Source organism: Pseudomonas sp. SAS7, assembly GCF_052112345.1.
GTDB classification, from domain to species: domain Bacteria; phylum Pseudomonadota; class Gammaproteobacteria; order Pseudomonadales; family Pseudomonadaceae; genus Aquipseudomonas; species Aquipseudomonas putida_Q.
On the sequence record NZ_JBEGGO010000006.1, the window covers coordinates 121,619 to 147,855 of the forward strand.

Consider the following 26,237-nt stretch of genomic DNA (forward strand, 5'->3'; position numbering starts at 1 on the left):
CCGCAAGGAGCCAGCCAGTTAGCGCAGCTTAGGCAGCTACGACGACCACGCGTACGGTGGCTTCAACGTCGCTGTGCAGGTGCACGGCTACGTCGTATTCGCCAACCTGACGGATGGTGCCGTTCGGCAGACGAACTTCAGCTTTGGCCACTTCAACGCCGGAGGCGGTCAGGGCGTCAGCGATGTCGTGGGTGCCGATCGAACCGAACAGCTTGCCTTCGTCGCCAGCGGTGGCAGTGATGGTCACTTCCAGCTCGGCCAGTTGGGCAGCGCGGCTTTCAGCCGACGATTTACGGTCAGCAGCTGCTTTTTCCAGCTCGGCGCGACGCTCTTCGAACGCAGCCAGGTTGGCGGCGTTGGCAACGGTGGCCTTGCCGAATGGCAGCAGGAAGTTACGGCCGTAACCAGCCTTAACTTTAACTTTGTCGCCCAGGTTGCCCAGGTTAGCGACTTTTTCCAGCAGGATCAGTTCCATTTGGTAAAACCTCTTAACTTTTAACCTTCACCGTTCGCGGAGTCATTCCCCTTGGGGGACTTGCGACCGCGAAAATCAATCAGGCTGTCGACAATGGCCAAAACCACCAGCAACGGATAAATCAGCTGCATGATCAGCGGCAACGTCACGTACATGCCCACCAGCCAGAAACCGGCCAGTCGGCCCTGCGCCACCAGCCCATGCATCAAAGCGATGCCGGCCAGTACCAGTACCAGGCTCGAAGCCGATGCCAGGATGATGAACTGCGGCCCGATAAACGGAGCCACCACCATCACTGCCACCAAGACCGCCATGGTCTGTTTTGGCAACTTCAGCGCGCGAAACTCGCGACCGAAGCCTCCAGGGTTGTACAACGCTGCCTGCCAATAGCGCGCCAGCACCAAGGCCAGCACACTGAACAATTGCACCGTCACTGCTGTGGAAGCGACCAGCACAGGGCGGATCAGCTCACCGGAGAGCACGGGTTGCCCCTCGATTTTCGGCATGGCTTCGGCAAACGCCTTGGCCAGCACATCGAAGGTTTGCGCCAGCGCCAGATCGAGCACGAGGCTGAAAGCCACGGCGAACACGGCACTGACCACCAACACCCGGCTCCAGGGATGCTCGGCTCGCAACAGGGCGGCCAGGCTCAGGGCTCCTGCAATCACCAGAAAGGTGATGGGATCGCCCATGACCCACACGGCCAACCCGGCCAGCAGGCCGCCGGCGATGACCGTTGTAGCATCCTTGAAACCACGCCGCAGCAGCACAAAGCTGCAGGCAGCGGCACTCAACCAGAACAGCAGCGGCAGTACCGCGCTGATGACCACCACGAGGGTGGCCTGCACACGACCGCGCATGATGAAACTTGCTAACGCTCGCATGCTAATCCCTTACTGCTTGTCGACGACCCGGTCTCAGCGGCCGTGGCTGTCGGTGTAGGGCAGCAGGGCCAGGAAGCGGGCGCGCTTGATAGCGGTAGCCAGCTGACGCTGATAACGAGCTTTGGTACCGGTGATGCGGCTTGGAACGATCTTGCCGGTTTCGGATACGTAAGCTTTCAGGGTGTTGAGATCTTTGAAGTCGATCTCTTTCACGTCTTCAGCAGTGAAGCGGCAGAATTTACGACGACGGAAGAAACGTGCCATTTAATAGGCTCCTCTAAAGGTCCGTGGATTACTCGTCAGCGTTATCGCTGGAGTCGCTGTCATTGCTGTCGTCGCCTTCGGCGGAGTCAGCATGCTCAGGACGCTCACGACGCTCACGGCGCTCGCTGCGGTTTTCTTCAGCCTTCAGCATCTCGGACTGGCCGGTAACGGCTTCGTCGCGACGGATGACCAGGTTACGGATAACGGCATCGTTGTAGCGGAAGTTGTCTTCCAGCTCGGCCAGGGCCTTGCCGGTGCACTCAACGTTCAGCATCACGTAGTGAGCCTTGTGAACATTGTTGATTGCGTAGGCCAGTTGACGACGGCCCCAGTCTTCCAGGCGGTGGATTTTGCCACCGTCTTCTTCGATCAGCTTGGTGTAACGCTCAACCATGCCGCCGACTTGCTCGCTCTGGTCCGGGTGAACCAGAAAGATGATTTCGTAATGACGCATGAATGCTCCTTACGGGTTAGTAGTCTGCCAGCGTATCTGGTCAGACAAGGAGTGAATGACACTGTATGTCTTGCACGGAGGGGAGGCACATGAGCGCCTGCCAGCTCGGCAAGGGGCGCAATTGTAGAGAAGGCGTGACGCACAAGCAAGGCAATTGGCGAATATTTGAACAGCCTGAAACATATTCACAGGCTACCGGCCCTTTCGCGGGTAAACCCGCTCCCACAGGGACCCCACTGCTTGAAAGCCAGTGAAAAACCTGTGGGAGCGGGCGCGCCCGCGAATGGGCCGGAACAGGCTGAAGATCAGCGCTTGGCCTGACGCTGACGCACGGCTTCGAACAGGCAAACCCCGGTCGCCACCGAAACGTTCAGGCTGCTGACGCTACCGCCCATCGGCAACTTCACCAGGAAGTCGCAATGTTCACGGGTGAGCCGGCGCATGCCTTTGCCTTCTGCGCCCATGATCATCACCAGAGGCCCGGTCAGGTCCTGCTGGTAAATCTCCTGCTCGGCCTCGCCGGCAGTACCCACCACCCACAGGCCACGCTGCTGCAGTTTCTCCAGTGTGCGCGCCAGGTTGGTCACGGCTACTAGCGGAATCACCTCTGCCGCACCGCACGCCACCTTGCGCACTACAGGCGTCAGGGTCGCAGACTTGTCCTTGGGCACCAGCACCGCCGTGGCACCGGCCGCATCGGCCGTGCGCAGGCACGCGCCAAGGTTGTGCGGGTCGGTGACACCGTCCAGTACCAGGATCAGCGGCGGCGTTTCGGTGCGCTCGAGCAACTCTTCGAGCATCAATTCGCCCCACACCTGGCTTGGGCTGACCTCGGCGACAACGCCTTGGTGCACGCCTTCGACCCACGCATCCATCTCACGGCGCTCGGCCTGGCCAACCTGCACGCGGTTTTCCGCAGCCAGCGCCAGGAGCGTCTGCAGGCGTGGCTCGCTGCGCCCTTCCGACAGCCAGATCTGCTTGACCCGCTTCGGATGGTGCTTCAGCAATGCCTGCACGGCATGCACGCCGTAGATCTTTTCCAGCTGACTCATGACTTGCTCTTGCTCTTGCGTGGCGCACCGGACTTCGGCGGGCCTTTACGGTGCTTGGTCGGCTTGCCGGCGGCCTTGCCACCTTTGTCCGACTTGCTGCTGGACGAGCTGCCGGTGCGGGCATCGCTCATCAGCGCCTTTTTCATTTCACGGCTCTTGCGCACTTCGGCGTTACGCTGCACGGCGTCTTTCGGGAAATACGCCTCGGAGGTTTCGCTCTTGCGGCTGCGCGGCTTCGGCGTGGCCCTGGACTCGACCGGTGCTGGCTCGGGCTTGTCGGCTTTGTCGGCAGCCGGCGCGGCGCCGCGCTGCTTGCGGCCAATCGGCGCAGCCAGCGTCTTGTCGGCCACTTCGAAGTCGATCTTGCGCTCGTCCAGGTCAACACGCATGACCTTGACTTCAATCGTGTCGCCCAGGCGGAAGCTGCGCCCGGTGCGCTCACCGGACAGGCGGTGGTGGACCGGGTCGAAGTGGTAGTAGTCGCCCGGCAGCGCACTGACGTGCACCAGGCCTTCCACATAGATATCGGTCAGCTCGACGAACAGGCCGAAGCCAGTCACCGCGGTGATCACACCCGGGAAGGTTTCGCCCACGCGGTCCTTCATGTACTCGCACTTGAGCCAGTTGACCACGTCACGGGTGGCTTCATCAGCCCGGCGCTCGGTCATCGAGCACTGCTCGCCAAGCTGCTCGAGGGTGTTCTCGTCGTACGGGTAGATGCGCGCCTTGGGGATGCTCATGGCGCCGGCACGCTTGACGTGCGGGGTGTCGACCTTGGAACGGATGATGCTGCGGATGGCGCGGTGCACCAGCAGGTCCGGGTAACGGCGGATCGGCGAGGTGAAGTGGGTGTACGCCTCGTAATTCAAGCCGAAGTGGCCGTTGTTCTCGGTGCTGTACACCGCCTGGCTCAGCGAGCGCAGCATTACGGTCTGGATCAGGTGGAAGTCCGGGCGCCCGGCAATGCTCGCCAGCAGGGCCTGGTAATCCTTCGGCGACGGGTCCTTGCCTTTGTGCAGGCTCAGGCCCAGCTCACCCAGGAAGGTACGCAGTTTTTCCAGACGCTCCGGCGGCGGGCCGTCGTGCACGCGGTAAAGTGCCGGCACGCCGTGCTTCTGCAGGAACTCGGCGGTGGCCACGTTGGCCGCCAGCATGCATTCCTCGATCAGCTTGTGGGCTTCGTTGCGCACGGTCGGGCGAATTTCCGCGATCTTGCGCTCATCGCCGAAGATGATGCGGGTTTCCTGGGTCTCGAAGTCGATGGCACCGCGGGTGTGGCGGGCATCCAACAGCACCTTGTACAGGTTGTACAGGTTCTTCAGGTCAGGCACGACCGCCCTGTACTCCTCGCGCAGCGCCTTGCCCTCACGGGTGCGGGCGTGCTCGAGCATGCTGCTGACCTTGTTGTAGGTCAGGCGGGCGTGGGAGTGGATGACACCTTCGTAGAACTGGTAGTCGACCATCTGGCCGGCTTTGTTCATGGTCATTTCACAGACCATGGCCAAGCGGTCGACGTGCGGGTTCAGCGAGCACAGGCCGTTGGACAGCTCTTCGGGGAGCATCGGCACCACGCGCTCGGGGAAGTACACCGAGTTACCGCGCTGCTGTGCCTCGACGTCCAGGGCCGAGCCAAGGCGCACGTAGCTGGATACGTCGGCGATGGCCACATACAGGCGCCAGCCACCGGAGAACAAGCGCAGCTTGCCCAGCGGTTCGCAATAGACAGCGTCATCGAAGTCGCGGGCGTCCTCACCGTCGATGGTAACGAACGGCAGATGACGCAGGTCGACGCGCTTCTCTTTGTCTTTGTCTTCGACTTCGGAGCGGAACTTGCGCGCTTCCTTGACCACATCATCGGGCCAGACGTGCGGGATGTCGTAGCTGCGCAGGGCAACGTCGATTTCCATGCCCGGCGCCATGTAGTTGCCGATGACTTCCACCACGTCGCCTTGCGGCTGGAAGCGCGGTGTTGGCCAGTGGGTGATCTTGATCTCGACGAACTGGCCGATCTTGGCACCACCATTACGCCCGGCGGTCACCAGCACTTCCTGCTGGATCTTCGGGTTGTCCGGGGTTACGTAGCCAATGCCGCCCTCTTCGAAGTAGCGGCCGACCACGCTTTCGTGGGCACGGGAGATGACCTCGACGATCACGCCTTCACGGCGCCCACGGCGGTCGGTACCGGAAACACGCGCCAGCGCGCGGTCGCCATCGAAGGCCAGGCGCATCTGCGACGGGCTGAGGAACAGGTCATCGGTGCCATCATCGGGGATGAGGAAACCAAACCCGTCGCGGTGGCCGGAGATACGGCCGCAGATCAGGTCGAGCTTGTCCACCGGGGCATAAGTGCCGCGCCGGGTATAGATAAGCTGGCCGTCGCGCTCCATTGCACGCAGGCGGCGGCGCAGGGCTTCGATCTGGTCTTCTTCATACAGACCAAACTCTTTCGCCAGCTCCTCGCGCGCGGCGGGCTCGCCACGGTCGGCAAGGCGCTGCAGGATCAGCTCACGGCTGGGAATGGGGTTGTCGTATTTTTCCGCTTCGCGAGCGGCCTCGGGATCGAGGGATTGCCAATCGGCCATCAGAAGGGGTTCACCTTGGGGTATATAGATAGGAATTCTGGCATAGGCCTATTGAAACCGGAAATGTCTGGCTTGGACAGCCCCCACTGCTGTGCTTCCAAAGCAGTAATAGGCCTGTGGAATCAACAAGTTGAATTTTTTGAAATTTTTTTTGATTGGGGGGTTTACAGCCCTGGGGAGCGTCCGTATAGTGCGCACCACAACGACGGACAACCCCGACGTTGTAGTAGAGATGAACGGCGCTGTAAAGCATCTTGTAATCTCGAATGTGTGCCCAGGTGGCGGAATTGGTAGACGCGCTGGTTTCAGGTATCAGTGACCGCAAGGTCGTGGAAGTTCGAGTCTTCTCCTGGGCACCAAATATTTTCAAGTAACAGATGACCAAGGATCTGTTACTACTGTGTGAAAGCGAACGATAGTCGCCTTCTACAGATGATGCAAAGCTTTGCCCAGGTGGCGGAATTGGTAGACGCGCTGGTTTCAGGTATCAGTGACCGCAAGGTCGTGGAAGTTCGAGTCTTCTCCTGGGCACCATACAAAAACCCACTAGCTTGCTAGTGGGTTTTTTCTTGCCTGCGTTTTTTGCCCCCGCCCTCCCCGCGCTCCCAGTGCCTACACCATGGTCTGCCCATGAATTTCTCGTCATACGGCCACTTGAGAAACGATTTCGTTTACCATTGTTTCCAAATATGTAGCCGTAAGCGAGGAAGTACCCGCATGACGATCCGCCCGCAACCGCTGATGCGCACCTTGGCCGCCGCCGTGCTGAGCCTGGTCATCGGCGCTCCGGCCGCCATGGCAGACGCACCGGTCACCCTGACCATGTACAACGGTCAGCACAAGGAAATCGGCGAAGCCATCGCCAAGGCCTACGAGGCCAAGACCGGTATTCACATCGATATCCGCAAGGGCAGCAGCAACCAGCTGGCCAGCCAGATCATCGAGGAAGGCGACCGCTCGCCCGCCGACATCATCTACACCGAAGAATCCCCACCCCTGAACAACCTGGGCGAACTGGGCCTGCTGGCGAAGATCGACGACGCCACCTCGAACATGGTGCCCAAGGAGTACGTTGGCGCCAACGGCACCTGGATGGGCATCACGGCCCGGACCCGCATCGTGGTGTACAACCCGAAAAAGGTCGACGAAAAAGACCTGCCAACCACGGTGATGGACTTCGCCAACCCTGAGTGGGAAGGCCGCGTCGGCTATGTACCCACCAGTGGCGCATTCCAGGAGCAGGCCGTGGCCATCCTGAAAATGCACGGCCGTGAAGCCACCGAAGAATGGCTGACTGGCCTGAAAGCCTTTGGCAAGACCTACACCAACAACATGGTTGCCCTCAAAGCCGTGGAAAAAGGCGAAGTGGCTGCGGTACTGGTAAACAACTACTACTGGTACGCGCTTGAACGCGAACGCGGCAAACTGGACACCAAACTGTACTACCTGGCCGATGGCGATGCCGGCAACCTGGTCACCATCTCCGGCGCAGCCGTGGTCAAGGCCAGCAAGCACCCGAAAGAAGCCCAGGCCCTGCTCAACTGGATGGCCAGCGAAGAAGGCCAGCGCGTGATCACCCAGACCACCGCCGAGTACCCGCTGCACAAGGGCATGGTTTCTGACCGTGGCCTGAAGCCGTTCGACGAGCTGCGCCCGCCGAAGATCTCGCCGGCCGACCTGGGTAACGCCGAGGAAGCCATCGAACTTGAGCGCGAGGTCGGTCTGCTCTGATGACTGCCGCCCTGTCCGCACCGGCGCCGGTGCGCTTCGTACCGCGCCGCAAGCGCCCCTCCATCTGGGTGGTGCTGCCTGTGCTGTTCCTGGTGGCGATGAGCCTGCTGCCACTGGCCTATGTCGCCATCAAAGCCTGGGAAGCCGGCTGGCGCGAAGCCTTGCACCTGCTGTGGCGCCCCTTTGTCTGGGGGCTGATGCGCAACACCCTGTTGCTGATGGTCGGGGTGACGCTGACGTGCATGGTGGTTGGCCTGGCGCTGGCCTGGCTGCTGGAGCGCAGCAACCTGGCCGGCCGCCGGCTGTGGGGCGTGGTGCTGTGCCTGCCGTTCGCGGTGCCGTCGTTCGTCAGCAGCTTCACCTGGGTGTCGCTGAGTTCGGACTTCGAAGGCCTAGGCGGGGCGATCATGGTCATGGCCCTGTCCAAGTACCCGCTGGTGTTCCTGCCCGTTGCCGCAACCCTGCGCAACCTCGACACGTCGCTGGAGGAGTCGGCGCGCACCCTGGGCTGCAGCCGCTGGGGCGTGTTCAACAAGGTCACCCTGCCGCTGCTGTGGCCGTCGATGCTCGGCGGCGCGCTACTGATTGCCCTGCACATGCTGGTGGAGTTCGGTGCGCTGTCGATCCTCGGCCTGCAAACCTTCACCACCGCAATCTACCAACAGTTCGAACTGGAGTTCAGCAACGCCAACGCGGCCATGCTGTCTGCCGTGTTGCTGGCGATGTGCCTGGTGATGCTGTGGCTGGAACTGCGCGTACGCGGCAAAGCCCGCCATGTGCGCATCGGCCAGGGCGTAGCGCGGCGTGCGCAACCGGTACGGCTGCGTGGCTGGGCGGTGCTGGCGCAGCTGTTCTGCGTGGGCCTGGCGGTGCTGGGCAGCGGTATTCCGCTGGCCATGCTCGGCTACTGGCTGAGCGTTGGGTCGTCGGCAGCGTTCCCGGTGGCGGCCATCTCCAAGGCATTGTTCACTTCGTTGTCGGTGTCGCTTGGCGGTGCTGGCTTCTGCGTGCTGTTGGCCCTGCCGATCAGCTTCCTGGTGGTGCGCTACAAGGGTCGCCTGGCGATCTGGGCCGAGCGCCTGCCTTACCTGCTGCACGCCCTGCCCGGCCTGGTGATTGCCCTGACCTTGGTGTTCTTCGCCCTGCACTACGTGCCGGCGCTGTACCAGACCACCGCATTGCTGCTGCTGGCCTATGCACTGCTGTTTCTGCCGTTAGCGCAATCACCGGTGCGCACCGCGCTGAACAAGGCTTCGCCAACGCTGGAAGAAGCGGCCCGTACCTTGGGTGCCAGCAGCTTTACCGCGTTCTGCCGGGTGACCCTGCCGATCATCTTCCCGGCCATGGCCGCGGCTTTTGCGCTGGTGTTCCTGGATGCCATGAAGGAGCTGACTGCCACGCTACTGCTCAGCCCCACGGGCATGACCACACTGGCCACCGAGGTGTGGGCGCATACAGCCAACGTCGAGTTCGCGGCGGCGGCGCCTTATGCGGCACTGCTGATCGTGGTGTCGGGGTTGCCGGTTTATCTGCTGACGACGCGGATGTACCTGAACAAAGCTTGATCCGCGCCGCCGTCAACGCCGGCAAGCCAGCTCCCACAGGTACCGCGCCGCCCGCAAGGCCTGCGCAGTACCTGTGGGAGCTGTAAAGAAAATCCGGTTCGGCCGGAGCGGCGACCAGTTGGGCGGACATGAACAACTCCCTTTGCCATGTGTCGCCGCCATCATAGCAACACCTCTCGCTGTAGGAGCGGCCTTGCGTCGCGATGGGCTGCGCAGCAGCCCCGGCAATATCTGCATTAATGCCGATATCCTGGGGCTGCTGCGCAGCCCATCGCGACGCAAGGCCGCTCCTACAGGGACCGCGTCAGGCGCGGAATTGGCCAAGGCTTGCCCGTAGCTGCGCGGCCAGGTCATCCAGCACCTTGCTGCTGGCCGTGGTCTGCATCACCACCTCGGCTGATCGCTCAGCCTGGGCATGGATAGTCTCCACCCGCCCACGCACTGCCTGCGCCCCGCTCGCCTGCTGCTCGGCTGCACGGGTGGCCAGGCCAATGGCCGCATGCACCTGCTCCACCGCCGCCTGCACAGACTGCTGCCGGCGCTCGTTATCACGCAGTACCAGCAGCCCTTCGCTGGCCTTGAGCCCGGCCTGGCTGATGGTCGCCACGGCTTCCTTGGCGCCCTTCTGTAGCGCCGCGATGTGCGACTGGATATCCCCCGTGGAGCTCTGCGTCTTGCTCGCCAGCGCCCGCACCTCGTCGGCCACCACGGCAAACCCGCGCCCGGTCTCACCTGCCCGGGCGGCTTCGATGGCCGCGTTCAGCGCCAGCAGGTTGGTCTGCTCGGCAATGCCGTGGATCACCGTCAACACTACTTCGATCTGCTCACTCTGCTTGGCCAGGCGCTCGATCACCTGGGAGCCGGTCCCTACCTGGCCTGCCAGGTTCTCGATCAACCCCGCGAGCTGGGTCGAGGTGCGGCTGTTTTCGTCGGTGGCCTGGCGGATATCCACCACCTGTTTCAAGGCCGCCTGCATCGCATGGCTTTCGGCCTGGGCTTCGTCGGCCATGCTCGAAAGGTCGCGCAGGCTGGCTGCCACTTCATCGCGTTGCAGTGCCGCAGCCGCATCGGCACCGGCATTGCGCTGGGCCATCGCGCCAATCTCGACACCGGTACGCTGCGCCACCTCGCCCGCCTCACGTACGATCGGTTGCAGCTTGTCGACAAAGCGGTTCACCGCCGAAGCCATGTCGCCAATTTCGTCGCGGCTGTCGAGCGGCACGCGCTTGGTCAGGTCGCCTTCGCCCGCCGCCAGGTCGTCCAGGGCAGCAATCAACAGGCGCAGCTTGCTCAGCACTCGGCGGCCAAGCACCACGGCCACCACCAGCAGCACACCCAGGCCGACCAGCACCAGGCCCAGGCCAATGCGCCAGCGCAGTTCGGCAGCGGCATCGCGCACAGTCTGTGCGGTATTGGCCTGCATCGCTGCAGCACTGCCTTGCGCCTTCTCCAGGCGCTCACGCAGGGTTTTGCCGCTATCGGCGGCAGCACCCACCAGGCTGTCGCCAACCAGTTGTTCACCGCTGGCAATCAGCGCCGCGAAGCGCTGGTCCAGGGCCTTGAGCTCCTGGTCGATGCCCGCCGTGGAAACCCCCATCACCACCTTGCCGATTTCTGCGCCATTGGGGTTGATCGAGGCTTCGACAAAGTACACCGCCGGGTCGCGCCGGGCGGCATCGATCACCTTGTCCAGCGCACGCTCGCCCTGGCCCTTGTCCATCAACGCCTGGTTGATCGGGTTTTGCCGGTTCAGGTAGCGGGTCAGGTGCTGGCCCTGGGCATCGTCGTACACCACGAACAGCACGTTGGGGTTACGCTGGGCACGCCGGGCAAAGTCAGAGAGCACTGGCACGTCGTTGTCCCAGATCGCCCGTGGGGCGACCGAAGCCAGCAGCTCGGCCATGTCGTTGGCAGAGTCCTTCAGGTTCTTTTCCAGGGTGCTGCGCAGTTGCTGCTGTTCGCTTTGCAGGCGCTCCGACAACCCGGCGCTCAGGCGCTGGCGGGTGCTGCTGGACAGGCTGTCCAGGCCCGAGCGCACGTCTTGCCCGGCTTGCTCCAGGTCGTTGGCCAGCTGGCGGCTGTCGTTGCCCAGGCGTTCGCCAAGGTCGGCTTCCAGGGCGGTGACCGTGCTTCGGGTGAGCGCAACGGCAACCAGCACCTGCACCAAAAGAGCGATACCAAGGGCAACAAACACAGGCCGCAAAAGGCGGCTTCGTAACAGTGAGAGGATGGCAGACACGGTGTAACCCTCGTGTTTACTGGCGCCACTATTTTGATGGCATCTACAGAAACTTCTTACAGCAAGGGTTGTGCCGAAGGCAGCAGGGATAAACGCCAAGGTTCAGCAAGGGGGTTGCCTGCACTGGCATGCCCCCAAATGAAAACGCCGCGGCCCTTTTCAGGGCCACGGCGTCAGATCAGCCTGGAGGGCAGATCAGGCGAACGGGTGACGCAGCACGATGGTCTCGTTGCGGTCCGGGCCGGTCGAAATGATGTCGATCGGCGCGCCAACCAGCTCTTCGATGCGCTTGATGTAGTCACGCGCAGCTTGCGGCAGCTCTTCCAGGGTTTTTGCACCCAGGGTCGACTCGCTCCAGCCTGGCATCTCTTCGTACACCGGCTCCAGGCCGATGTAGCTGTCGGCATCGGAAGGCGCGTCGATGACAGCACCGTTCTCGTTCTTGTAGCCAACGCAGATGTTGATGGTTTCCAGGCCGTCCAGTACGTCCAGCTTGGTCAGGCAGATGCCCGAGATGCTGTTGACGTCGATGGCGCGACGCAGGATGACGGCATCGAACCAGCCGCAACGACGGGCACGGCCAGTGGTGGAACCGAACTCGTGGCCACGCTTGGCCAGGGTAGCGCCGGTCTCATCGAACAGTTCGGTCGGGAACGGACCGGAACCCACGCGAGTGGTGTAGGCCTTGGTGATACCCAGGATGTAGTCCAGGTACATCGGGCCAACGCCGGAACCGGTGGAGATACCGCCAGCGGTGGTGTTGGAGCTGGTGACGTACGGGTAGGTACCGTGGTCGATGTCCAGCAGCGAGCCCTGGGCACCTTCGAACATGATGTCCTTGCCGGCGCGACGCAGGTTGTGCAGCTCGGCGGTGACGTCGAGCATCATCGGCTTGAGCTGTTCAGCGTAGGCCATGCACTCGTCCAGGGTTTGCTGGAAGTCGATGGCCGGCTCTTTGTAGTAGTTCACCAGCTGGAAGTTGTGGTAGTCCAGCAGCTCACCCAGCTTGGCAGCGAAACGCTCGCGGTGGAACAGGTCGCCCACGCGCAGGCCGCGGCGCGCAACCTTGTCTTCGTAAGCTGGGCCGATACCACGGCCGGTGGTGCCGATCTTGGCTTCACCACGGGCTTTTTCGCGGGCCTGGTCCAGGGCCACGTGGTACGACAGGATCAGCGGCGCAGCCGGGGAGATGCGCAGGCGCTCACGCACCGGTACGCCTTTTTCTTCCAGCTTGGTGATTTCGCGCATCAGGGCGTCCGGGGCAACGACCACGCCGTTGCCGATCAGGCACTGTACGCCTTCACGCAGGATGCCGGACGGAATCAGGTGCAGAACGGTCTTTTCACCGTTGATCACCAGGGTGTGACCCGCGTTGTGGCCCCCCTGATAGCGCACTACGGCGGCAGCATGTTCGGTCAGCAGATCGACGATCTTGCCTTTGCCCTCATCACCCCACTGGGTGCCCAGGACGACGACATTCTTACCCATTACATTGGTCCTCATTCACGCAAACTTGGTTGCCGGCCTGTTGCCGACGCAGAAACTCACTGGGCCAGCGGCAGAACCTGCCAGCGCCCGTCTTGCTGAATCAATTGCCGATCACAATCCGCCTCGAGAGCAGCACTCAACGGCTGGCCAGGCAAGGCCTGGACCACACGCTGGCCCTCGGTGCGCAACTGGCAGACTTGCTGCCAGAGGGCCGCGTCGCCACTGTCCGGCATCCAGATGCCGCCCGTTGGCAATACGACCTCCGCTCGCCCCAGTGTGACCAGGGTCTTCAAATCCGTGGAGAAACCGGTGGCCGGGCGTGCCCGACCAAAGTCGGCGCCGATGTCGTCGTAGCGCCCGCCCTGGGCGATCGACTGACCCTCGCCTGGCACGAACACGGCGAACACCACGCCGGTGTGATAGTTGTAGCCGCGCAGCTCGCCGAGGTCGAAGTACAGCGGCAGGTCCGGGAAGCGCGACGTCAGGCGATCAGCGATCGACAGCAGGTCGTCCAGCGCCGCCAGCACGCCGGCCGGGGCACGGCCCAGGCGCACGCGGGCTTCGGCCAGCACTTCACGGCCACCGCACAGCTCGACCAGGGCGCGCAGCATGTTGCCCAGGTCCTTCGGCAGGTCGGCGGTCAGTGCCTGCACTTCATCGACGGCCTTGCGCTGCAGGGCGTCGAACAGCTGTTGCTCGACCGCACCGGACAGGCCGGCAGCACGGGCCAGGCCGCGGTAGATACCGACGTGGCCCAGGTCCATGTGCACGTCCGGCACATCGGCCAGTTGCAGCGTGGCCAGCATCAGGCTGATGACTTCCACGTCGCTGGTCGGGCTGGCATCGCCATACAGCTCGGCGCCCAGCTGGATCGGGCTGCGCGAGGTGGACAGCGCACGCGGCTGGGCGTGCAGCACGCTGCCGGCGTAGCACAGGCGGCTCGGGCCTTCACGGCGCAGGGTGTGGGCGTCGATGCGCGCCACCTGCGGGGTGAAGTCGGCGCGGAAGCCCATCAGGCGGCCGGACTGCGGGTCCACCACCTTGAAGGTGCGCTGATCCAGGTCCTGGCCGGCGCCGGTGAGCAGCGACTCCAGGTACTCGATATGCGGGGTGACGACCAGCTCGTAGCCCCAACTCTGGAACAGGTCCAACACCTGACGGCGCGCGATCTCGATGCGCGCAGCCTCAGGTGGCAGTACTTCCTCGATGCCATCTGGCAGCAGCCAGCGGTCTACCGTTGCCATTACGCCTTTTCCCCTCTGGTCCGGGCGGCTTGCCAGCAGGCGAGCCGTCAGTAAAGCCGGTATCGCGCACAGCAGCGGGCAGCACTGATCCCAGCGCAGCCACCGTACCCGATACCCTCGAATTGCCTTGCGAGCTGACCAAACCGTCAACTGGCGCTTCGCCAATCAACCTTTCAGACGCAAAAAAGCCGGGAAATTTCCCGGCTGCCTCATCATACACCCCTTTTCATTCAGGATGCACCCCGCCTGGTGTTTTAGCTGCCAGGCGGGGCGCCGCTGCATGAAAATCAGGGCCTGAGCATCACGGCCTGCTCTTGTCCAGGTAACGGAAGAACTCGTTCTTCGGGTCCAGGACCAGCACGTCGCTCTTGCTCGAGAAGCTCTCGCGGTATGCCTGCAGGCTACGGTGGAACGCATAGAAATCAGCGTCCTGGCTGTAGGCCTTGGCATAGATGGCAGCCGCCTGGGCGTCGCCGTCACCACGGGTTTCTTCTGCTTCGCGGTAGGCCTCGGCCAGCAGCACACGGCGCTGGCGGTCAGCATCGGCACGAATACCTTCAGCCAGCTCGTTACCCTTGGCACGGTGCTCGCGAGCTTCACGCTCACGCTCGGTGCTCATGCGGTCGAACACGCTGCGGTTGACTTCCTTCGGCAGGTCGATGGCCTTGACGCGCACGTCGACCACCTCGATGCCCAGCTCCTTGTTGGCCATGCGGTTCAGCGATGCAGTGATGTCAGCCATCAGTGCGTCACGTTCACCGGAAACCACCTCGTGCAGGGTACGTTTACCGAACTGGTCGCGCAGGCCGCTTTCCAGACGACGCGACAGACGCTCGTCGGCGATCTGCTTCATGCCGGACGTGGCGGTGTAGAAGCGCTCGGCATCCTTGACGCGCCACTTGGCGTAGGCGTCGACCATCACCGCTTTCTTCTCCAGGGTCAGGAACCGCTGGGTCGGGGCGTCGAGGGTCATGAGGCGGGCGTCGAACTTGCGCACCTGGTTCACGTACGGAATCTTCACGTGCAGGCCTGGCTGAACGTCCGCCTGGACCACCTTACCGAAGCGCAGCAGTACCGCACGCTCGGTCTGGGACACGATATAGAAGCTGTTCCAGGCCACGATGGCCAGAACGACGGCGGCGATCAGGGCGATCAGCGATCTATTGCTCATCAGCGGCTCTCCCTAGTACGCAGCGGCTGCTGTTGCTGTTGCAGGTCCTGCGCCGCACGGGCGGCCGCATCGTTGACCGATGGCGACACGCTGGTGGTTGGCGTGGACGGGTTGCGGCTGCCTTCGACCATCTTGTCCAGTGGCAGGTAGAGCAGGTTGTTCTGCCCGTCCTTGGTCGCCACCATGACCTTGCTCGAATTGCTGTAGACCTCTTGCATGGTCTCCAGGTACAGACGCTGACGGGTCACGTCAGGTGCCTTGTGGTACTCGGTAACCAGCTTGGTGAAGCGGTCGGCCTCACCCTTGGCCCGGGCGATGACTTCGTCGCGGTAACCGTTGGCGTCCTCGATGATGCGCTGGGCCTGACCACGGGCTTCCGGCACCACGCCATTGGCGTAGGACTCGGCCTGGTTGCGGGCACGCTGCTCGTCTTCGCGGGCACGGATCACGTCGTCGAAGGCTTCCTGCACTTCACGCGGGGCTGCCGCGCTCTGTACGTTGACCTGGGTAACGGTGATACCGGTACGGTAGTTGTCGAGGAAGCGCTGCAGACGTTCGCGGATATCCACGGCCATCTGTTCACGGCCTTCGGTCAGCACCTGGTCCATCGAGGTGGAACCCACCACGTGGCGCAAGGCACTGTCGGTGGCGTGCTGCAGGCTCACCTCAGGCTGGTCGACGTTAAGCACGAAGTCCTGCAGGTTGCTGATCTTGTACTGGACGGTCAGCGGCACCTCGACGATGTTCTCGTCTTCGGTCAGCATCTGCCCCTGTTTGGTATAGGCACGCTCACGCGTGACGTTTTCCATGTACTTGCGATCAATCGGCGGGAAGTAGATGTTCAGGCCGGGACCGACCGTCTCATGGTACTTGCCGAAGCGCAGCACCACAGCCTGCTCCTGCTCGTCGACCACGTACACGGCACTGTACAGCCAGATGGCAGCCAGTACCGCCAGGCCGATGCCCAGCAGGCCCAGGCCACCGCCCTTGCCGACATTGCGGTCACCGCCGCCACGTTTCTTGTTACCGCCGAACATGCCGTTCAGGCTGTCCTGCAGTTTGCGGAAGGCCTCGTCCAGATCCGGCGGACCTTTCTTGTCACCACCACCGCCACCGCCACCACGGCGGCCGCCCCAGGGATCCTGATTGTTCGAGTTGCCACCCGGCTCGTTCCAAGCCATAGCGCTCTCCATCTGATAAAGCAAAGACGCGCCCACGGCGCGCCGTCCAATGCTACAGAATGCCTGTCACTGCTGCCCGGCGACCTCGACGAGCATTTATTGCAAAGTGTGTTGCTCGACAAACACTTGCGGCTCCATGCCTTCGCGGCTGACCAGGCGATTCAATTCGACCATGGGCAGTCGCACGCTCAGCAGGCTGCGCCCTTCTTCATCATGCTCTTCACTCTGCACGGCACCCAGAGCAAAGAATTGCGCGCGCAAGCGGGCAAAACGCTGCTCCAGGCACAGGGTACCGACAAACAGATCATCCCCCAGCAACTCGGCAATCGCCTGGCCAACCAGCTCCAGACCACGCCCATCGCGTGCCGATACCCAGACCCGTTCCGGCTTGCCGTCGGCATTGCGCTGGATCTGTGGCTCGACATCTTCGAGCAGGTCGAGTTTGTTATACACCTCGAGGATGGGCAAGCCTTCAGCACCAATCTCGCCCAACACGGCCAGCACCTGCTCGATCTGTTCCATGCGCTCTGGCTCATGGGCGTCGATCACGTGCAGCAGCAGGTCGGAGTTGCTCGACTCTTCGAGCGTAGCCCGAAATGCCTCGACCAGCTTGTGCGGCAGGTGGCGAATGAAGCCCACGGTGTCGGCCAGCACGATCGGCCCCAGGTCGTTGAGCTCGAGCCGGCGCAGGGTCGGGTCGAGGGTGGCGAACAGCTGGTCCGCGGCGTACACCTCGGATTCGGTCAGGGCGTTGAACAGCGTGGACTTGCCGGCGTTGGTGTAACCCACCAGCGACACGGAAGGGATATCCGCGCGCTTGCGCCCGCGACGCGCCTGCTCACGCTGGCTGCGTACCTTCTCCAGGCGTGACTTGATCTGGCGAATGCGCACCCGCAACAGACGGCGGTCGGTTTCGAGCTGGGTTTCACCCGGCCCACGCAGGCCGATACCGCCTTTTTGTCGCTCAAGGTGGGTCCAGCCGCGCACCAGCCGCGTGCTCATGTGATCAAGCTGGGCCAGTTCGACCTGCAGCTTGCCTTCATGGGTACGCGCCCGTTGGGCGAAAATGTCGAGGATCAGCCCGGTACGATCGAGCACACGGCACTCGAACACACGTTCAAGGTTGCGCTCCTGACTGGGCGTGAGGGTGTGATTGAAAATCACGAGATCTACCTGTTCGGCATGGACCAGGTCGTGCAATTCCTCGACCTTGCCGCTGCCAATCAGGTATTTGGCCGTTGGCTGATGCCGTGTCACGGTCACCAGCGAGACGATATCCGCCCCGGCCGACAGTGCCAGCTCCCGAAACTCCTGCGGATCTTCGCGCGCCTCAGGGTTCTGACCTTCCAAGTGAACGAGCAACGCCCGTTCACCACCACCGTGGCGCTCAAAGAACAATGCAGGCTCCTATCAGGCGTTGCCTGGCTCGCTGTCGCCGAGGTCGGAATCGGACGGGCTTGGCAGGCGAACCGGACGGGCAGGCACCACGGTTGAAATGGCGTGCTTGTAAACCATTTGGCTGACGGTGTTCTTCAGCAGTACCACGAACTGGTCGAACGATTCGATCGAGCCCTGCAGTTTGATGCCATTGACCAGATAGATGGATACCGGAACCTTTTCTTTTCTCAAGGTGTTCAAGTAAGGGTCTTGTAGCGAATGCCCTTTTGACATATGCCGCACTCCTGTAAGGATAAATAATAGAAATTCAAGAAAATCGATAAATTAGGCCGCCCCTTCGCAAGAATAGACGGCAATCAGCAGGGACTCAGCTCAATATGGAGATGGCCCCAAGGTATTTCAAGGTGCGGGACAGATTGTCGCAGGCCATGCTGTCAAGCCAGTGCACATCAGGCCAGCCACGCAACCAGGTGAACTGCCGCTTGGCCAGCTGCCGGGTAGCAATGATACCGCGTTCTCGCATCTCATTCTCAGTCAGCGTGCCGTCCAGGTAATCCCAGACCTGCCGATAACCCACAGCCCGTATAGACGGCAGCCCGGCGTGCAAGTCACTTCTGGCTCGCAGCGATCGGACCTCGTCAACGAAGCCCTGTTCCAACATCTGCGAAAATCGTAACGCAATTCGCTGATGCAAAATGTGACGATCTGTAGGAGCAATCGCCAAACTCGCGACAGTATAGGGCAAATGTCCGCCAGCGCCTGCGTCTGCGCCGCGACTTTCCGCGAATTGACGCTGCCGATGAGCCGTCATGCTCTCGCCGCTCACGCGGTACACCTCCAGCGCGCGAATCAACCGCTGCGGGTCGTTGGGGTGGATGCGCGCCGCAGATTCCGGGTCTATCTCAGCCAGCTGGCGGTGCAGTTCGGCCAGCCCCAGCGCCTCGGCCTGGGCTTCCAGGTTGGCTCGCACCGCGGCGTCAGCTGCCGGCATGTCGGCCAGGCCATCGATCAACGCCTTGTAATAGAGCATGGTGCCGCCCACCAGCAGCGGGATCTTGCCGCGCGCGGTGATGTCGGCCATGGCTTCCAGGGCATCGGCGCGAAATTGCGCGGCCGAATAGCTCTCGGCCGGGTCACGGATGTCGATCAGGCGGTGCGGGTGGGCCGCGAGAATTTCTTTCGACGGCTTGGCCGAACCGATGTCCATGCCGCGATAGACCAGCGCCGAGTCGACGCTGATCAGCTCGCACGGCAGCACTTTGGTCAGTTCGATAGCCAGGTCGGTCTTGCCGGCCGCCGTCGGGCCCATCAGGAATATTGCAGGGGGCTTGCCGCTCATTTTATCGACCGCGCAGGAAAAGTTTGTCCAGATCGTCCAGGCCCATCTGGGTCCAGGTGGGACGGCCATGGTTGCACTGGCCACTGCGTTCGGTGTTTTCCATATCGCGCAGCAGGGCATTCATTTCGGGGATTGCCAGGCGCCGGTTGGCGCGCACGGCGCCGTGGCAGGCCATGGTGCCGAGCAGTTCGTTGAGGTGCGCCTGGATACGGTCGCTGGTGCCGTACTCCATCAGGTCGGCGAGCACGTCCTGAACCAGGCGGTTGGCCTCGGCCTGCTTGAGCAAGGCCGGAATCTGGCGAATCGCCAAGGTTTCGGGGCCCAGGCGCTGCAGTTCGAAGCCCAGGCGCTGGAACCACTGCGCATGCTCTTCGGCGCAATCCGCTTCACGCTGGCTCAGGGCCAGAGTTTCGGGCACCAGCAGCGGCTGGCCGCTAAGGCCTTCGCTGGCCATGGCCACCTTGAGGCGCTCGTACATGATGCGCTCGTGGGCAGCGTGCATGTCCACCAGCACCAGGCCAACGGCGTTCTCGGCCAGGATGTAGATACCCTTGAGCTGCGCCAGTGCGTAGCCCAACGGGGGAATGTCACCCTGGCTTTCGGGCAGCGTGGTTACCGGTGCCGCTCCGTCTTCCAGCGGTTTGTAGAACTCGCGATACACCGCCTGCGCCTCGGCGGCCGGCACGGGCTGCGAGGGGCGCGGGGTGTATTGATACTGGTAACCGGCGCCACTGCCGCCATTGGAAATCGCATGCTGCGGCGCCTGGGGCCGTTCAAGCACTGGCGAGGCCAGGCGCATTTCGCCCTGCGGGCCGAATTCACCAGCCTGCTGGCCAGTAGGGCGGACCATCTCAGGTACTGCGGCAGGCGCGGCCAACTGGTCTTCCGGACGCACATCAGCCAGCGCGCGGTGCAACGTGCTATACAGGAAATCGTGCACCGAGCGCCCTTCGCGGAAGCGCACTTCGTGCTTGGTCGGGTGCACATTGACGTCAACGCCGTTGGGCTCCAGCTCAAGGAACAGCACGAATGTCGGGTGCCGGCCATTGAACAGCACGTCACGGTAGGCCTGGCGCACAGCGTGGGCGACCAGCTTGTCGCGCACCGCTCGGCCATTGACGAAGAAGTACTGCAGGTCTGCCTGGCTGCGCGAAAAGGTCGGCAAGCCGACCCAGCCCCACAGGCGCAGGCCGTTGCGCTCGACGTCGATCGGCAGCGCCTGCTCCATGAAGCCCGGGCCGCAGATGGCGCCCACCCGCCGCGCCCGAGCGGTTTCATCATGGGCCTCGTGCAGGCTGAGGATGCTCTTGCCGTTATGACGCAGGTGAAAGCCGACATCGAAACGCGCCAGCGCCAGCCGGCGGATCACTTCCTGCAGGTGATCGAATTCGGTTTTCTCGGCCTTGAGGAACTTGCGCCGGGCCGGGGTATTGAAGAACAGGTCGCGCACTTCCACCGAGGTGCCCACCGGATGCGCCGCTGGCTGCACCCGCGGGGTCATGTCACGGCCTTCGGTTTCCACCTGCCAGGCTTCGCTGGCACTGGCAGTGCGCGAAGTCAGGGTCAGGCGCGCCACCGAGCTGATCGAAGCCAGCGCCTCGCCACGGAAGCCCAGGCTCAATACCCCTTCAAGGTCTTCCAGCTCGCGAATCTTGCTGGTGGCGTGGCGGGCCAGGGCCAACGGCAGGTCGTCAGCAGAAATACCACTGCCATCGTCCCGCACTTTCAGCAGCTTGATGCCGCCTTGTTCCACTTCCACGTCAATGCGCCGGGCACCGGAGTCCAGACTGTTTTCCAGCAACTCCTTGGCCACGGATGCCGGCCGCTCGACGACCTCGCCGGCGGCGATCTGGTTAGCCAATCGCGGGCTGAGCAGCTCAATGCGCGAACCACCACTCATTATTGCGCGGCCAAGGTTGTAGCGGGTACATCAAGGCGCTGGCCGACCTTCAGCTCATCGGTCTTGAGGCTGTTGGTGCTGCGCAAGCTGGCCACGCTGACCTGGTAGCGCACGGCGAGCATCGCCAGGGTTTCGCCTGGGCGCACCGTGTGCTCACGTGGGCCGGCGGCAATTTTGCCGGTATCACGCAGCCAGGCGATATAGGTACCCGGTGGCGGGTTCTGCTGGAAGTACTGGCGCACACCGGTATGGATCGAACGGGCCAAGGCCTGCTGATGGCTGGCGGTGGCCAGCTTGGCGGCTTCGTTATTGTTCGAGATGAACCCGGTTTCAACGAGGATCGACGGGATGTCCGGCGACTTCAGCACCATGAAGCCGGCCTGTTCCACACGCTGTTTGTGCAGCGAAGTGACACGGCCCATGTTGCCCAGCACCTTCTGCCCGACGTTGAGGCTGGAGCTGAGCGTGGCGGTCATCGACAGGTCCAGCAGCACGCCGGCCAGCATACGGTCTTTGTCATCGAGGCTGACGTTGCCGGCACCGCCGATCAGGTCAGAACGGTTTTCCGTGTCGGCCAGCCAGCGCGCGGTCTCGGAGGTGGCGCCGCGATCAGACAGTGCGAACACCGAGGCACCGAATGCAGCCCGCGACGGTGCGGCGTCGGCGTGGATCGAGATGAACAGGTCAGCCCCCTTCTTGCGGGCGATTTCCGTGCGTTTGCGCAGTGGAATGAAGTAGTCGCCCGTACGGGTCAGCTCGGCACGGAAGCCCCTTTCGCTGTTGATCTGCCGTTGCAGCTCTTTGGCAATCTGCAGCACGATGTCTTTTTCATGCTGGCCACGCGAACCGGAGGCACCCGGGTCTTCGCCACCGTGGCCGGCGTCGATGGCCACCACGATTTCACGCTTGCCGCTCGGTACCGGCGGCAACTTGATCGCCGGTTGCGCCGGGGACACCGGCACCGCTGGCGTGGTCGCCGGCGTCTGTACCGGCGCCGGGGCCGGCGGTGGCGCGCTGGCCGCAATGGCGTCGGCTTCCTGGTCGTACAGGTCGACCACCAGGCGATTGCCGTATTGCGCATTTGGTGCCAGCGTGAAGCTTTTCGGGGTGACCGACTTTTTCAGGTCGACCACCACCCGCAGGTCGGTCGGGGTGCGCTGGGCCGAACGCACGCTGCTGATCGGCGTGTTGGAGGTGGCCACGTTCAGTGGCGCGGCCAGTGTCGCGCCATTGATGTCGATAACCAGGCGATCAGGCGCGCTCAAGGTGAAGACGCTGTGCTGCACGGGGCCAGACAGGTCGAAGACCAGCCGCGTGTTGTCTGGTGCGCGCCACAGGCGCACGCTCTTGACTTGAGTGACGGCCAGAGCCTCAACGGTCACCGTTGTCAGCAACAGCCCAACGATGGCGACCAGTGCGCGTATGCGCATACCTACCCCACTTACTGTTTATAGTGTTTGGCCAGTGCCATGCACCAGGCCTCGCCGCGAGCCCCCTGCGGCGAAAGGATCAGCGAGCGTCCGCCCGCTTGGGGGCTTATGGTAATGGTCAGGTCAGGCTTTGGCAAAACGCCCGCACCCTTTTGTGGCCACTCGAACAGGCACAGCGGGTCGCCCTCGAAATAGTCACGAATACCCATGAACTCCAACTCCTCCGGATCGACCAGGCGATACAGGTCGAAATGGAAGGCCCGCACCTCACCGATTTCGTAGGGTTCGACCACGGTGAAGGTCGGGCTTTTCACTGCACCCGTATGGCCCAGGCCACGGATCAGCCCTCGGGAAAGCGTAGTCTTGCCCGCACCCAGGTCGCCCTCAAGAAAGATCACGCCGCGACCGCCGGTCACCTCGGCCAGTGCTGCGCCAAACTTGACCGTGGCGTCTTCATCGGCCAGAAACAGGGTTATGCCAGACACGCAGAATGCTCCTCCAGTAACTCACGAATGACCGGCGCCAGATCACTGGCCGCCAGGCCTCTACCTTTTACACCCAGCCGCTCACCTGCACAGGCATGCAACCACACCCCCAGGCCAGCGGCCTGCCAGGCATCCAGCCCTTGGGCCAACAACGCCGCCAGCACACCGGTCAGCACATCGCCAAAGCCGGCCCCGGCCATTGCCGGGTGGCCCCGCTTGCACAGCATCAGTTGCCCGGCCGGGTCGGCCACTAGAGTGCCGGCGCCCTTGAGCACGCAAACGCTGCTGTAACGGCGCGCCAGCTTGCGCGCAGCGCCCTGGCGGTCGGCCTGCACCGCCTCGGTGGAAATACCCAGCAGCCGCGCCGCCTCCCCCGGGTGCGGGGTGAGGATGCTGCCACTGGGCAGGGCCAGGGGGGTACGCGCCAGCAAATTCAAGGCATCGGCGTCCCACACCTGCGGCTGTTCGGCGTTGGCGACTGCCGACAGCAGGCTACGCCCCCACGCCGCCTGCCCCAACCCCGGGCCCACCACCAGCACCGAGGCGCGCTCCAGCACGCCCATCAACTGGTTGGCCGAGCTGACGCCCAGGCACATGGTTTCGGGCAGCCGGGCCAGGCTCGCGCCGACATGCTCGGGGCGCGTCGCTACGCTGACCAGCCCGGCCCCACAGCGCAGGGCAGCTTCAGCACTCAACAGCACAGCGCCGCCGGTGCCAAGGTCGCCACCGACCACCAGCACATGGCCGAAGTCGCCTTTATGGGCATGCGCATGTCGTGTCGGCAGGTGCGCGGCGGTCACGCTGCTGAGCAGTTGCGGGGCATGGCTGGGGTGTTTGGTCTGCGGCATGGGGTCAAAGGCTCCAATGTCTGGCAGAATTATACGCACCTGAGCCCGTATTGCCTTGCCCATCCATGTCCAGCTGCACACCTGACCTCGCCCAACTGGCCCAATCGATCAAGATTTGGGGCCAGGAACTCGGTTTTGCCCACGTTGGCATCGCCGGGGTCGACCTTGGCGAACACGAACACCACCTGCAGCGCTGGCTCGATGCTGGCTACCAGGGCGAAATGGAGTACCTGGGCGCGCACGGCAGCAAGCGCTCGCACCCCGACCAACTGATTCCCGGCACGGTGCGGGTGGTCTCGCTGCGCATGGACTACCTGCCCGGCGACACACAGATGGCGCAGCGCCTGGCACAGCCGGAAAAGGCCTACATCTCGCGCTATGCACTGGGCCGGGACTATCACAAGCTGGTGCGCAAGCGCGTGCAATTTCTCGCCGACCGCATCCAGGAAGCCATCGGCCCTTTCGGCTACCGCGCATTCGTCGACAGCGCGCCGGTACTGGAGAAGGCCCTGGCCGAACAGGCCGGGCTGGGCTGGATCGGCAAGAACACGCTGCTGCTCAACCGCAAGGCAGGCAGTTACTTCTTTCTTGCCGAGCTGTTTGTCGATTTGCCGCTGCCGGTGGACGAAGCGACGACCAGCGAGCACTGCGGGCGCTGTCAGGCCTGCCTGGACATCTGCCCGACCCAGGCATTTGTCGGGCCCTATATGCTGGATGCGCGGCGCTGCATCTCGTACCTGACGATCGAGCTGAGAGGGGCGATCCCTGTCGAGTTGCGCGCGATGATGGGCAACCGGGTGTTCGGCTGCGATGACTGCCAGATCGTCTGCCCGTGGAACCGCTTTGCCAAGCACAGCCAGGAACAGGATTTCCAGCCGCGGCACGGGCTGGAGAATGCCGAGTTGGCGCAGATGTTCCTGTGGGATGAGCGCACCTTCCTGCGCAAGACCGAGGGCGGGCCGTTGCGGCGGGCGGGGTATGAGCGGTTCTTGCGCAACCTGGCGGTGGGGTTGGGCAATGCGCCTTCCACCATTCCTGTGATCGAGGCCCTGAAGGCCCGGCGCGAGGATGAATCAGAACTGGTGCGCGAGCATGTGGAGTGGGCATTGGCCCGGCACAACATCCAATAACCACATGCCCCTGTGGGAGCGGGTTCACCCGCGAACACCGGCGCAGCCGGTGCCATACACCGAGTTGCATTCTTCGCGGGTGAACCCGCTCCCACAAAGACTGCCTCAGGGCTGAAAAATGACCTACTGCTGGTCGTTGTAGTGGAACTTGGGCATTTCCCAGTGGAAGCGGATCGCCAGCAACCGCACCAGGAACCCGCCAAACAAGGTCAGCAGCATCGCCTGCTCTGCCGGCACCTTGAAATACACGCACCCCAGGTAGAACCACGCCGCCGCAAACGACACGCTGGCATACAGCTCACGGCGGAACACCAGTGGAATGTCGTTGCAGAAGATATCCCGCAAGATCCCACCAAACACCCCGGTGATCACCCCACTGATCGACGCCACCAGCATGCCTTGCCCCATCTCCAGCGCGGTCATGCAGCCAATCAGGGTGAAGGCCACCAGCCCCAGGGCATCGAGCACCAGGAACAGCGAGCGCAGGCGGCGCATCATCGGCGCAATGAAAATGGTCAGCAACGCCGCAAAGCTGGTCAGCACCAGGTACTCCGGGTGCTTCACCCAGGTCAGCGGGTAATGCCCGAGCAGCACGTCGCGCACCGAGCCGCCACCCAGCGCGGTGACGCAGGCGATCAGCACCACGCCAAACCAGTCCATGCCGCGACGCCCGGCAGACAACGCGCCGGTCATGGCTTCGGCGGTGATAGCGATGAGGTAGAGCATCAACAACATGGCGCGGGTCCGTGCGAGAAAGGCGCGCAGTCTAACCAGTTGCCCAAGGCACCAAAAGGGGGCGCAGATACAATATCTGCGCCTTTTCGGCTCACACCTTGATGAAATGCTCGCGGTAGTGGCGCAGTTCGGCGATCGATTCGCGGATATCGTCCAGCGCCAAGTGGGTGTTGCCCTTCTTGAAGCTGTCACGCACGTCCGGCGCCCAGCGCGCGGCCAGCTCCTTCAGGGTGGAGACATCCAGGTTGCGGTAGTGAAAGTAGTTTTCCAGGTTGCGCATGTGGCGATAGAGGAAGCGACGGTCCTGGCAGATGCTGTTGCCGCAGATTGGCGACTTGCCTTTCGGCACCCACTGCTCGAGGAAGGCGATGGTCTGCGCCTCGGCTTCAGCCATGCTGACCTTGCTCTCGCGCACGCGCTGGGTCAGGCCCGAAGCACCGTGGGTGCGGGTGTTCCATTCGTCCATGCGCGCCAGCACTTCGTCACTGTGGTGGATGGCGATCACCGGCCCTTCCGCCAGGGTGTTCAGCTCGCTGTCGGTGACGATGGTGGCCATCTCGATGATGACATCGCTGTCCGGATCCAGGCCGGTCATTTCCAGGTCGATCCAGATCAGGTTCTGTGGGTTTTGCATGCAGGGGC

General features: G+C 63.0%; 23 protein-coding genes, 2 tRNA genes and 1 pseudogene. 5 read left to right on the forward strand and 21 right to left on the reverse strand.

The features are described 5' to 3' along the window. Nucleotides 1–28 precede the first annotated feature (28 nt). The 6 genes from rplI to rnr all read right to left on the reverse strand — a co-directional run bounded on the left by rplI (nucleotide 29) and on the right by rnr (nucleotide 5,711). Nucleotides 29–475 carry a 50S ribosomal protein L9 gene (gene rplI, locus ABI582_RS11845; RefSeq protein ID WP_012316464.1) on the reverse strand — a complete coding sequence of 149 codons (447 nt, stop codon included), beginning with the start codon at nucleotides 473–475 and terminating at the stop codon, nucleotides 29–31. A 20-nt stretch (nucleotides 476–495) separates the two neighbouring features. Further along, nucleotides 496–1,359 carry a hypothetical protein gene (locus ABI582_RS11850; protein ID WP_043198105.1) on the reverse strand — a complete coding sequence of 288 codons (864 nt, stop codon included), beginning with the start codon at nucleotides 1,357–1,359 and terminating at the stop codon, nucleotides 496–498. Between the two features lie 33 nt (nucleotides 1,360–1,392). Continuing rightward, nucleotides 1,393–1,623 (reverse strand): 30S ribosomal protein S18, encoded by a 231-nt coding sequence (gene rpsR, locus ABI582_RS11855; RefSeq protein WP_003249563.1) that lies wholly within the window; start codon nucleotides 1,621–1,623, stop codon nucleotides 1,393–1,395. A gap of 28 nt (nucleotides 1,624–1,651) precedes the next feature. Beyond that, a complete protein-coding gene (rpsF, locus tag ABI582_RS11860; protein WP_003249557.1) occupies nucleotides 1,652–2,077 on the reverse strand; it encodes a 30S ribosomal protein S6 in 426 nt (141 codons plus the stop codon). 305 nt (nucleotides 2,078–2,382) lie between these two features. After that, nucleotides 2,383–3,129, reverse strand: coding sequence for a 23S rRNA (guanosine(2251)-2'-O)-methyltransferase RlmB (gene rlmB / locus ABI582_RS11865; RefSeq protein WP_016501874.1), 747 nt, complete (start codon nucleotides 3,127–3,129; stop codon nucleotides 2,383–2,385). Beyond that, nucleotides 3,126–5,711, reverse strand: coding sequence for a ribonuclease R (rnr, locus tag ABI582_RS11870; RefSeq protein WP_442119266.1), 2,586 nt, complete (start codon nucleotides 5,709–5,711; stop codon nucleotides 3,126–3,128). Before rnr ends, rlmB begins: the two co-directional genes overlap by 4 nt. A gap of 272 nt (nucleotides 5,712–5,983) precedes the next feature. Here rnr and ABI582_RS11875 point away from each other — a divergent pair. The 4 genes from ABI582_RS11875 (at nucleotide 5,984) to ABI582_RS11890 (ending at nucleotide 9,007) form a co-directional block, all read left to right on the forward strand. Beyond that, a tRNA-Leu gene (locus ABI582_RS11875) sits at nucleotides 5,984–6,070 on the forward strand. 88 nt (nucleotides 6,071–6,158) lie between these two features. Then, nucleotides 6,159–6,245, forward strand: a tRNA-Leu gene (locus ABI582_RS11880). Between the two features lie 183 nt (nucleotides 6,246–6,428). Continuing rightward, nucleotides 6,429–7,442, forward strand: a complete 1,014-nt coding sequence (locus tag ABI582_RS11885; RefSeq protein ID WP_016501876.1) for an extracellular solute-binding protein — start codon at nucleotides 6,429–6,431, stop codon at nucleotides 7,440–7,442. Continuing rightward, on the forward strand, nucleotides 7,442–9,007 hold the full coding sequence (locus tag ABI582_RS11890; protein ID WP_442119267.1) for an ABC transporter permease: 1,566 nt from the start codon (nucleotides 7,442–7,444) through the stop codon (nucleotides 9,005–9,007). Before ABI582_RS11885 ends, ABI582_RS11890 begins: the two co-directional genes overlap by 1 nt. 304 nt (nucleotides 9,008–9,311) lie before the next feature. Here the strand turns inward: ABI582_RS11890 and ABI582_RS11895 are convergent, their stop codons facing one another. The 13 genes and pseudogenes from ABI582_RS11895 to ABI582_RS11955 form a co-directional block, all read right to left on the reverse strand. Then, entirely contained in the window at nucleotides 9,312–10,196 is an 885-nt protein-coding gene (locus ABI582_RS11895; RefSeq protein WP_442119340.1) for a methyl-accepting chemotaxis protein, read from the reverse strand. Then, a pseudogene (locus ABI582_RS11900) lies at nucleotides 10,170–10,910 on the reverse strand (HAMP domain-containing protein); the annotation flags it as partial. The gene ABI582_RS11895 and the pseudogene ABI582_RS11900, both read right to left, overlap by 27 nt. 531 nt (nucleotides 10,911–11,441) lie before the next feature. Beyond that, nucleotides 11,442–12,734: an adenylosuccinate synthase gene (locus ABI582_RS11905; RefSeq protein WP_016489441.1), complete on the reverse strand. Its 1,293-nt coding sequence runs from the start codon at nucleotides 12,732–12,734 to the stop codon at nucleotides 11,442–11,444. 56 nt (nucleotides 12,735–12,790) lie between these two features. Then, a complete protein-coding gene (locus tag ABI582_RS11910) occupies nucleotides 12,791–13,978 on the reverse strand; it encodes an ATP phosphoribosyltransferase regulatory subunit (RefSeq protein ID WP_258654169.1) in 1,188 nt (395 codons plus the stop codon). Nucleotides 13,979–14,279: 301 nt separating this feature from the next. Beyond that, complete coding sequence (gene hflC / locus ABI582_RS11915) at nucleotides 14,280–15,149, reverse strand: protease modulator HflC (RefSeq protein ID WP_197898565.1); 870 nt, start codon at nucleotides 15,147–15,149, stop codon at nucleotides 14,280–14,282. Beyond that, complete coding sequence (gene hflK / locus ABI582_RS11920; protein WP_016501881.1) at nucleotides 15,149–16,330, reverse strand: FtsH protease activity modulator HflK; 1,182 nt, start codon at nucleotides 16,328–16,330, stop codon at nucleotides 15,149–15,151. The genes hflC and hflK overlap by 1 nt, the downstream gene beginning before the upstream one ends. A gap of 96 nt (nucleotides 16,331–16,426) precedes the next feature. Then, complete coding sequence (gene hflX / locus ABI582_RS11925; protein WP_016501882.1) at nucleotides 16,427–17,728, reverse strand: ribosome rescue GTPase HflX; 1,302 nt, start codon at nucleotides 17,726–17,728, stop codon at nucleotides 16,427–16,429. A 12-nt stretch (nucleotides 17,729–17,740) separates the two neighbouring features. Next, entirely contained in the window at nucleotides 17,741–18,001 is a 261-nt protein-coding gene (gene hfq / locus ABI582_RS11930; RefSeq protein ID WP_016489445.1) for an RNA chaperone Hfq, read from the reverse strand. A 94-nt stretch (nucleotides 18,002–18,095) separates the two neighbouring features. Then, nucleotides 18,096–19,067, reverse strand: a complete 972-nt coding sequence (gene miaA, locus ABI582_RS11935) for a tRNA (adenosine(37)-N6)-dimethylallyltransferase MiaA (protein WP_442119268.1) — start codon at nucleotides 19,065–19,067, stop codon at nucleotides 18,096–18,098. Nucleotide 19,068: 1 nt separating this feature from the next. Continuing rightward, nucleotides 19,069–20,967: a DNA mismatch repair endonuclease MutL gene (mutL, locus tag ABI582_RS11940; protein ID WP_442119269.1), complete on the reverse strand. Its 1,899-nt coding sequence runs from the start codon at nucleotides 20,965–20,967 to the stop codon at nucleotides 19,069–19,071. Further along, nucleotides 20,967–22,397 carry an N-acetylmuramoyl-L-alanine amidase gene (locus ABI582_RS11945; RefSeq protein ID WP_086975254.1) on the reverse strand — a complete coding sequence of 477 codons (1,431 nt, stop codon included), beginning with the start codon at nucleotides 22,395–22,397 and terminating at the stop codon, nucleotides 20,967–20,969. The genes mutL and ABI582_RS11945 overlap by 1 nt, the downstream gene beginning before the upstream one ends. Nucleotides 22,398–22,408: 11 nt before the next feature. Beyond that, nucleotides 22,409–22,882, reverse strand: a complete 474-nt coding sequence (gene tsaE, locus ABI582_RS11950) for a tRNA (adenosine(37)-N6)-threonylcarbamoyltransferase complex ATPase subunit type 1 TsaE (RefSeq protein ID WP_016501886.1) — start codon at nucleotides 22,880–22,882, stop codon at nucleotides 22,409–22,411. Beyond that, nucleotides 22,870–23,730: an NAD(P)H-hydrate dehydratase gene (locus tag ABI582_RS11955; protein WP_442119270.1), complete on the reverse strand. Its 861-nt coding sequence runs from the start codon at nucleotides 23,728–23,730 to the stop codon at nucleotides 22,870–22,872. Before ABI582_RS11955 ends, tsaE begins: the two co-directional genes overlap by 13 nt. Nucleotides 23,731–23,795: 65 nt before the next feature. Between ABI582_RS11955 and queG the strand changes: the two genes are divergently transcribed. Next, nucleotides 23,796–24,860 carry a tRNA epoxyqueuosine(34) reductase QueG gene (queG, locus tag ABI582_RS11960; RefSeq protein ID WP_442119271.1) on the forward strand — a complete coding sequence of 355 codons (1,065 nt, stop codon included), beginning with the start codon at nucleotides 23,796–23,798 and terminating at the stop codon, nucleotides 24,858–24,860. Nucleotides 24,861–24,983: 123 nt separating this feature from the next. On the opposite strand, the gene ABI582_RS11965 is transcribed toward queG, so the two are convergent. Both ABI582_RS11965 and orn read right to left on the reverse strand, forming a co-directional pair. Next, entirely contained in the window at nucleotides 24,984–25,595 is a 612-nt protein-coding gene (locus ABI582_RS11965; RefSeq protein ID WP_003249516.1) for a trimeric intracellular cation channel family protein, read from the reverse strand. Nucleotides 25,596–25,686: 91 nt separating this feature from the next. After that, nucleotides 25,687–26,229 carry an oligoribonuclease gene (gene orn, locus ABI582_RS11970; RefSeq protein WP_043198134.1) on the reverse strand — a complete coding sequence of 181 codons (543 nt, stop codon included), beginning with the start codon at nucleotides 26,227–26,229 and terminating at the stop codon, nucleotides 25,687–25,689. Nucleotides 26,230–26,237 lie beyond the last annotated feature (8 nt).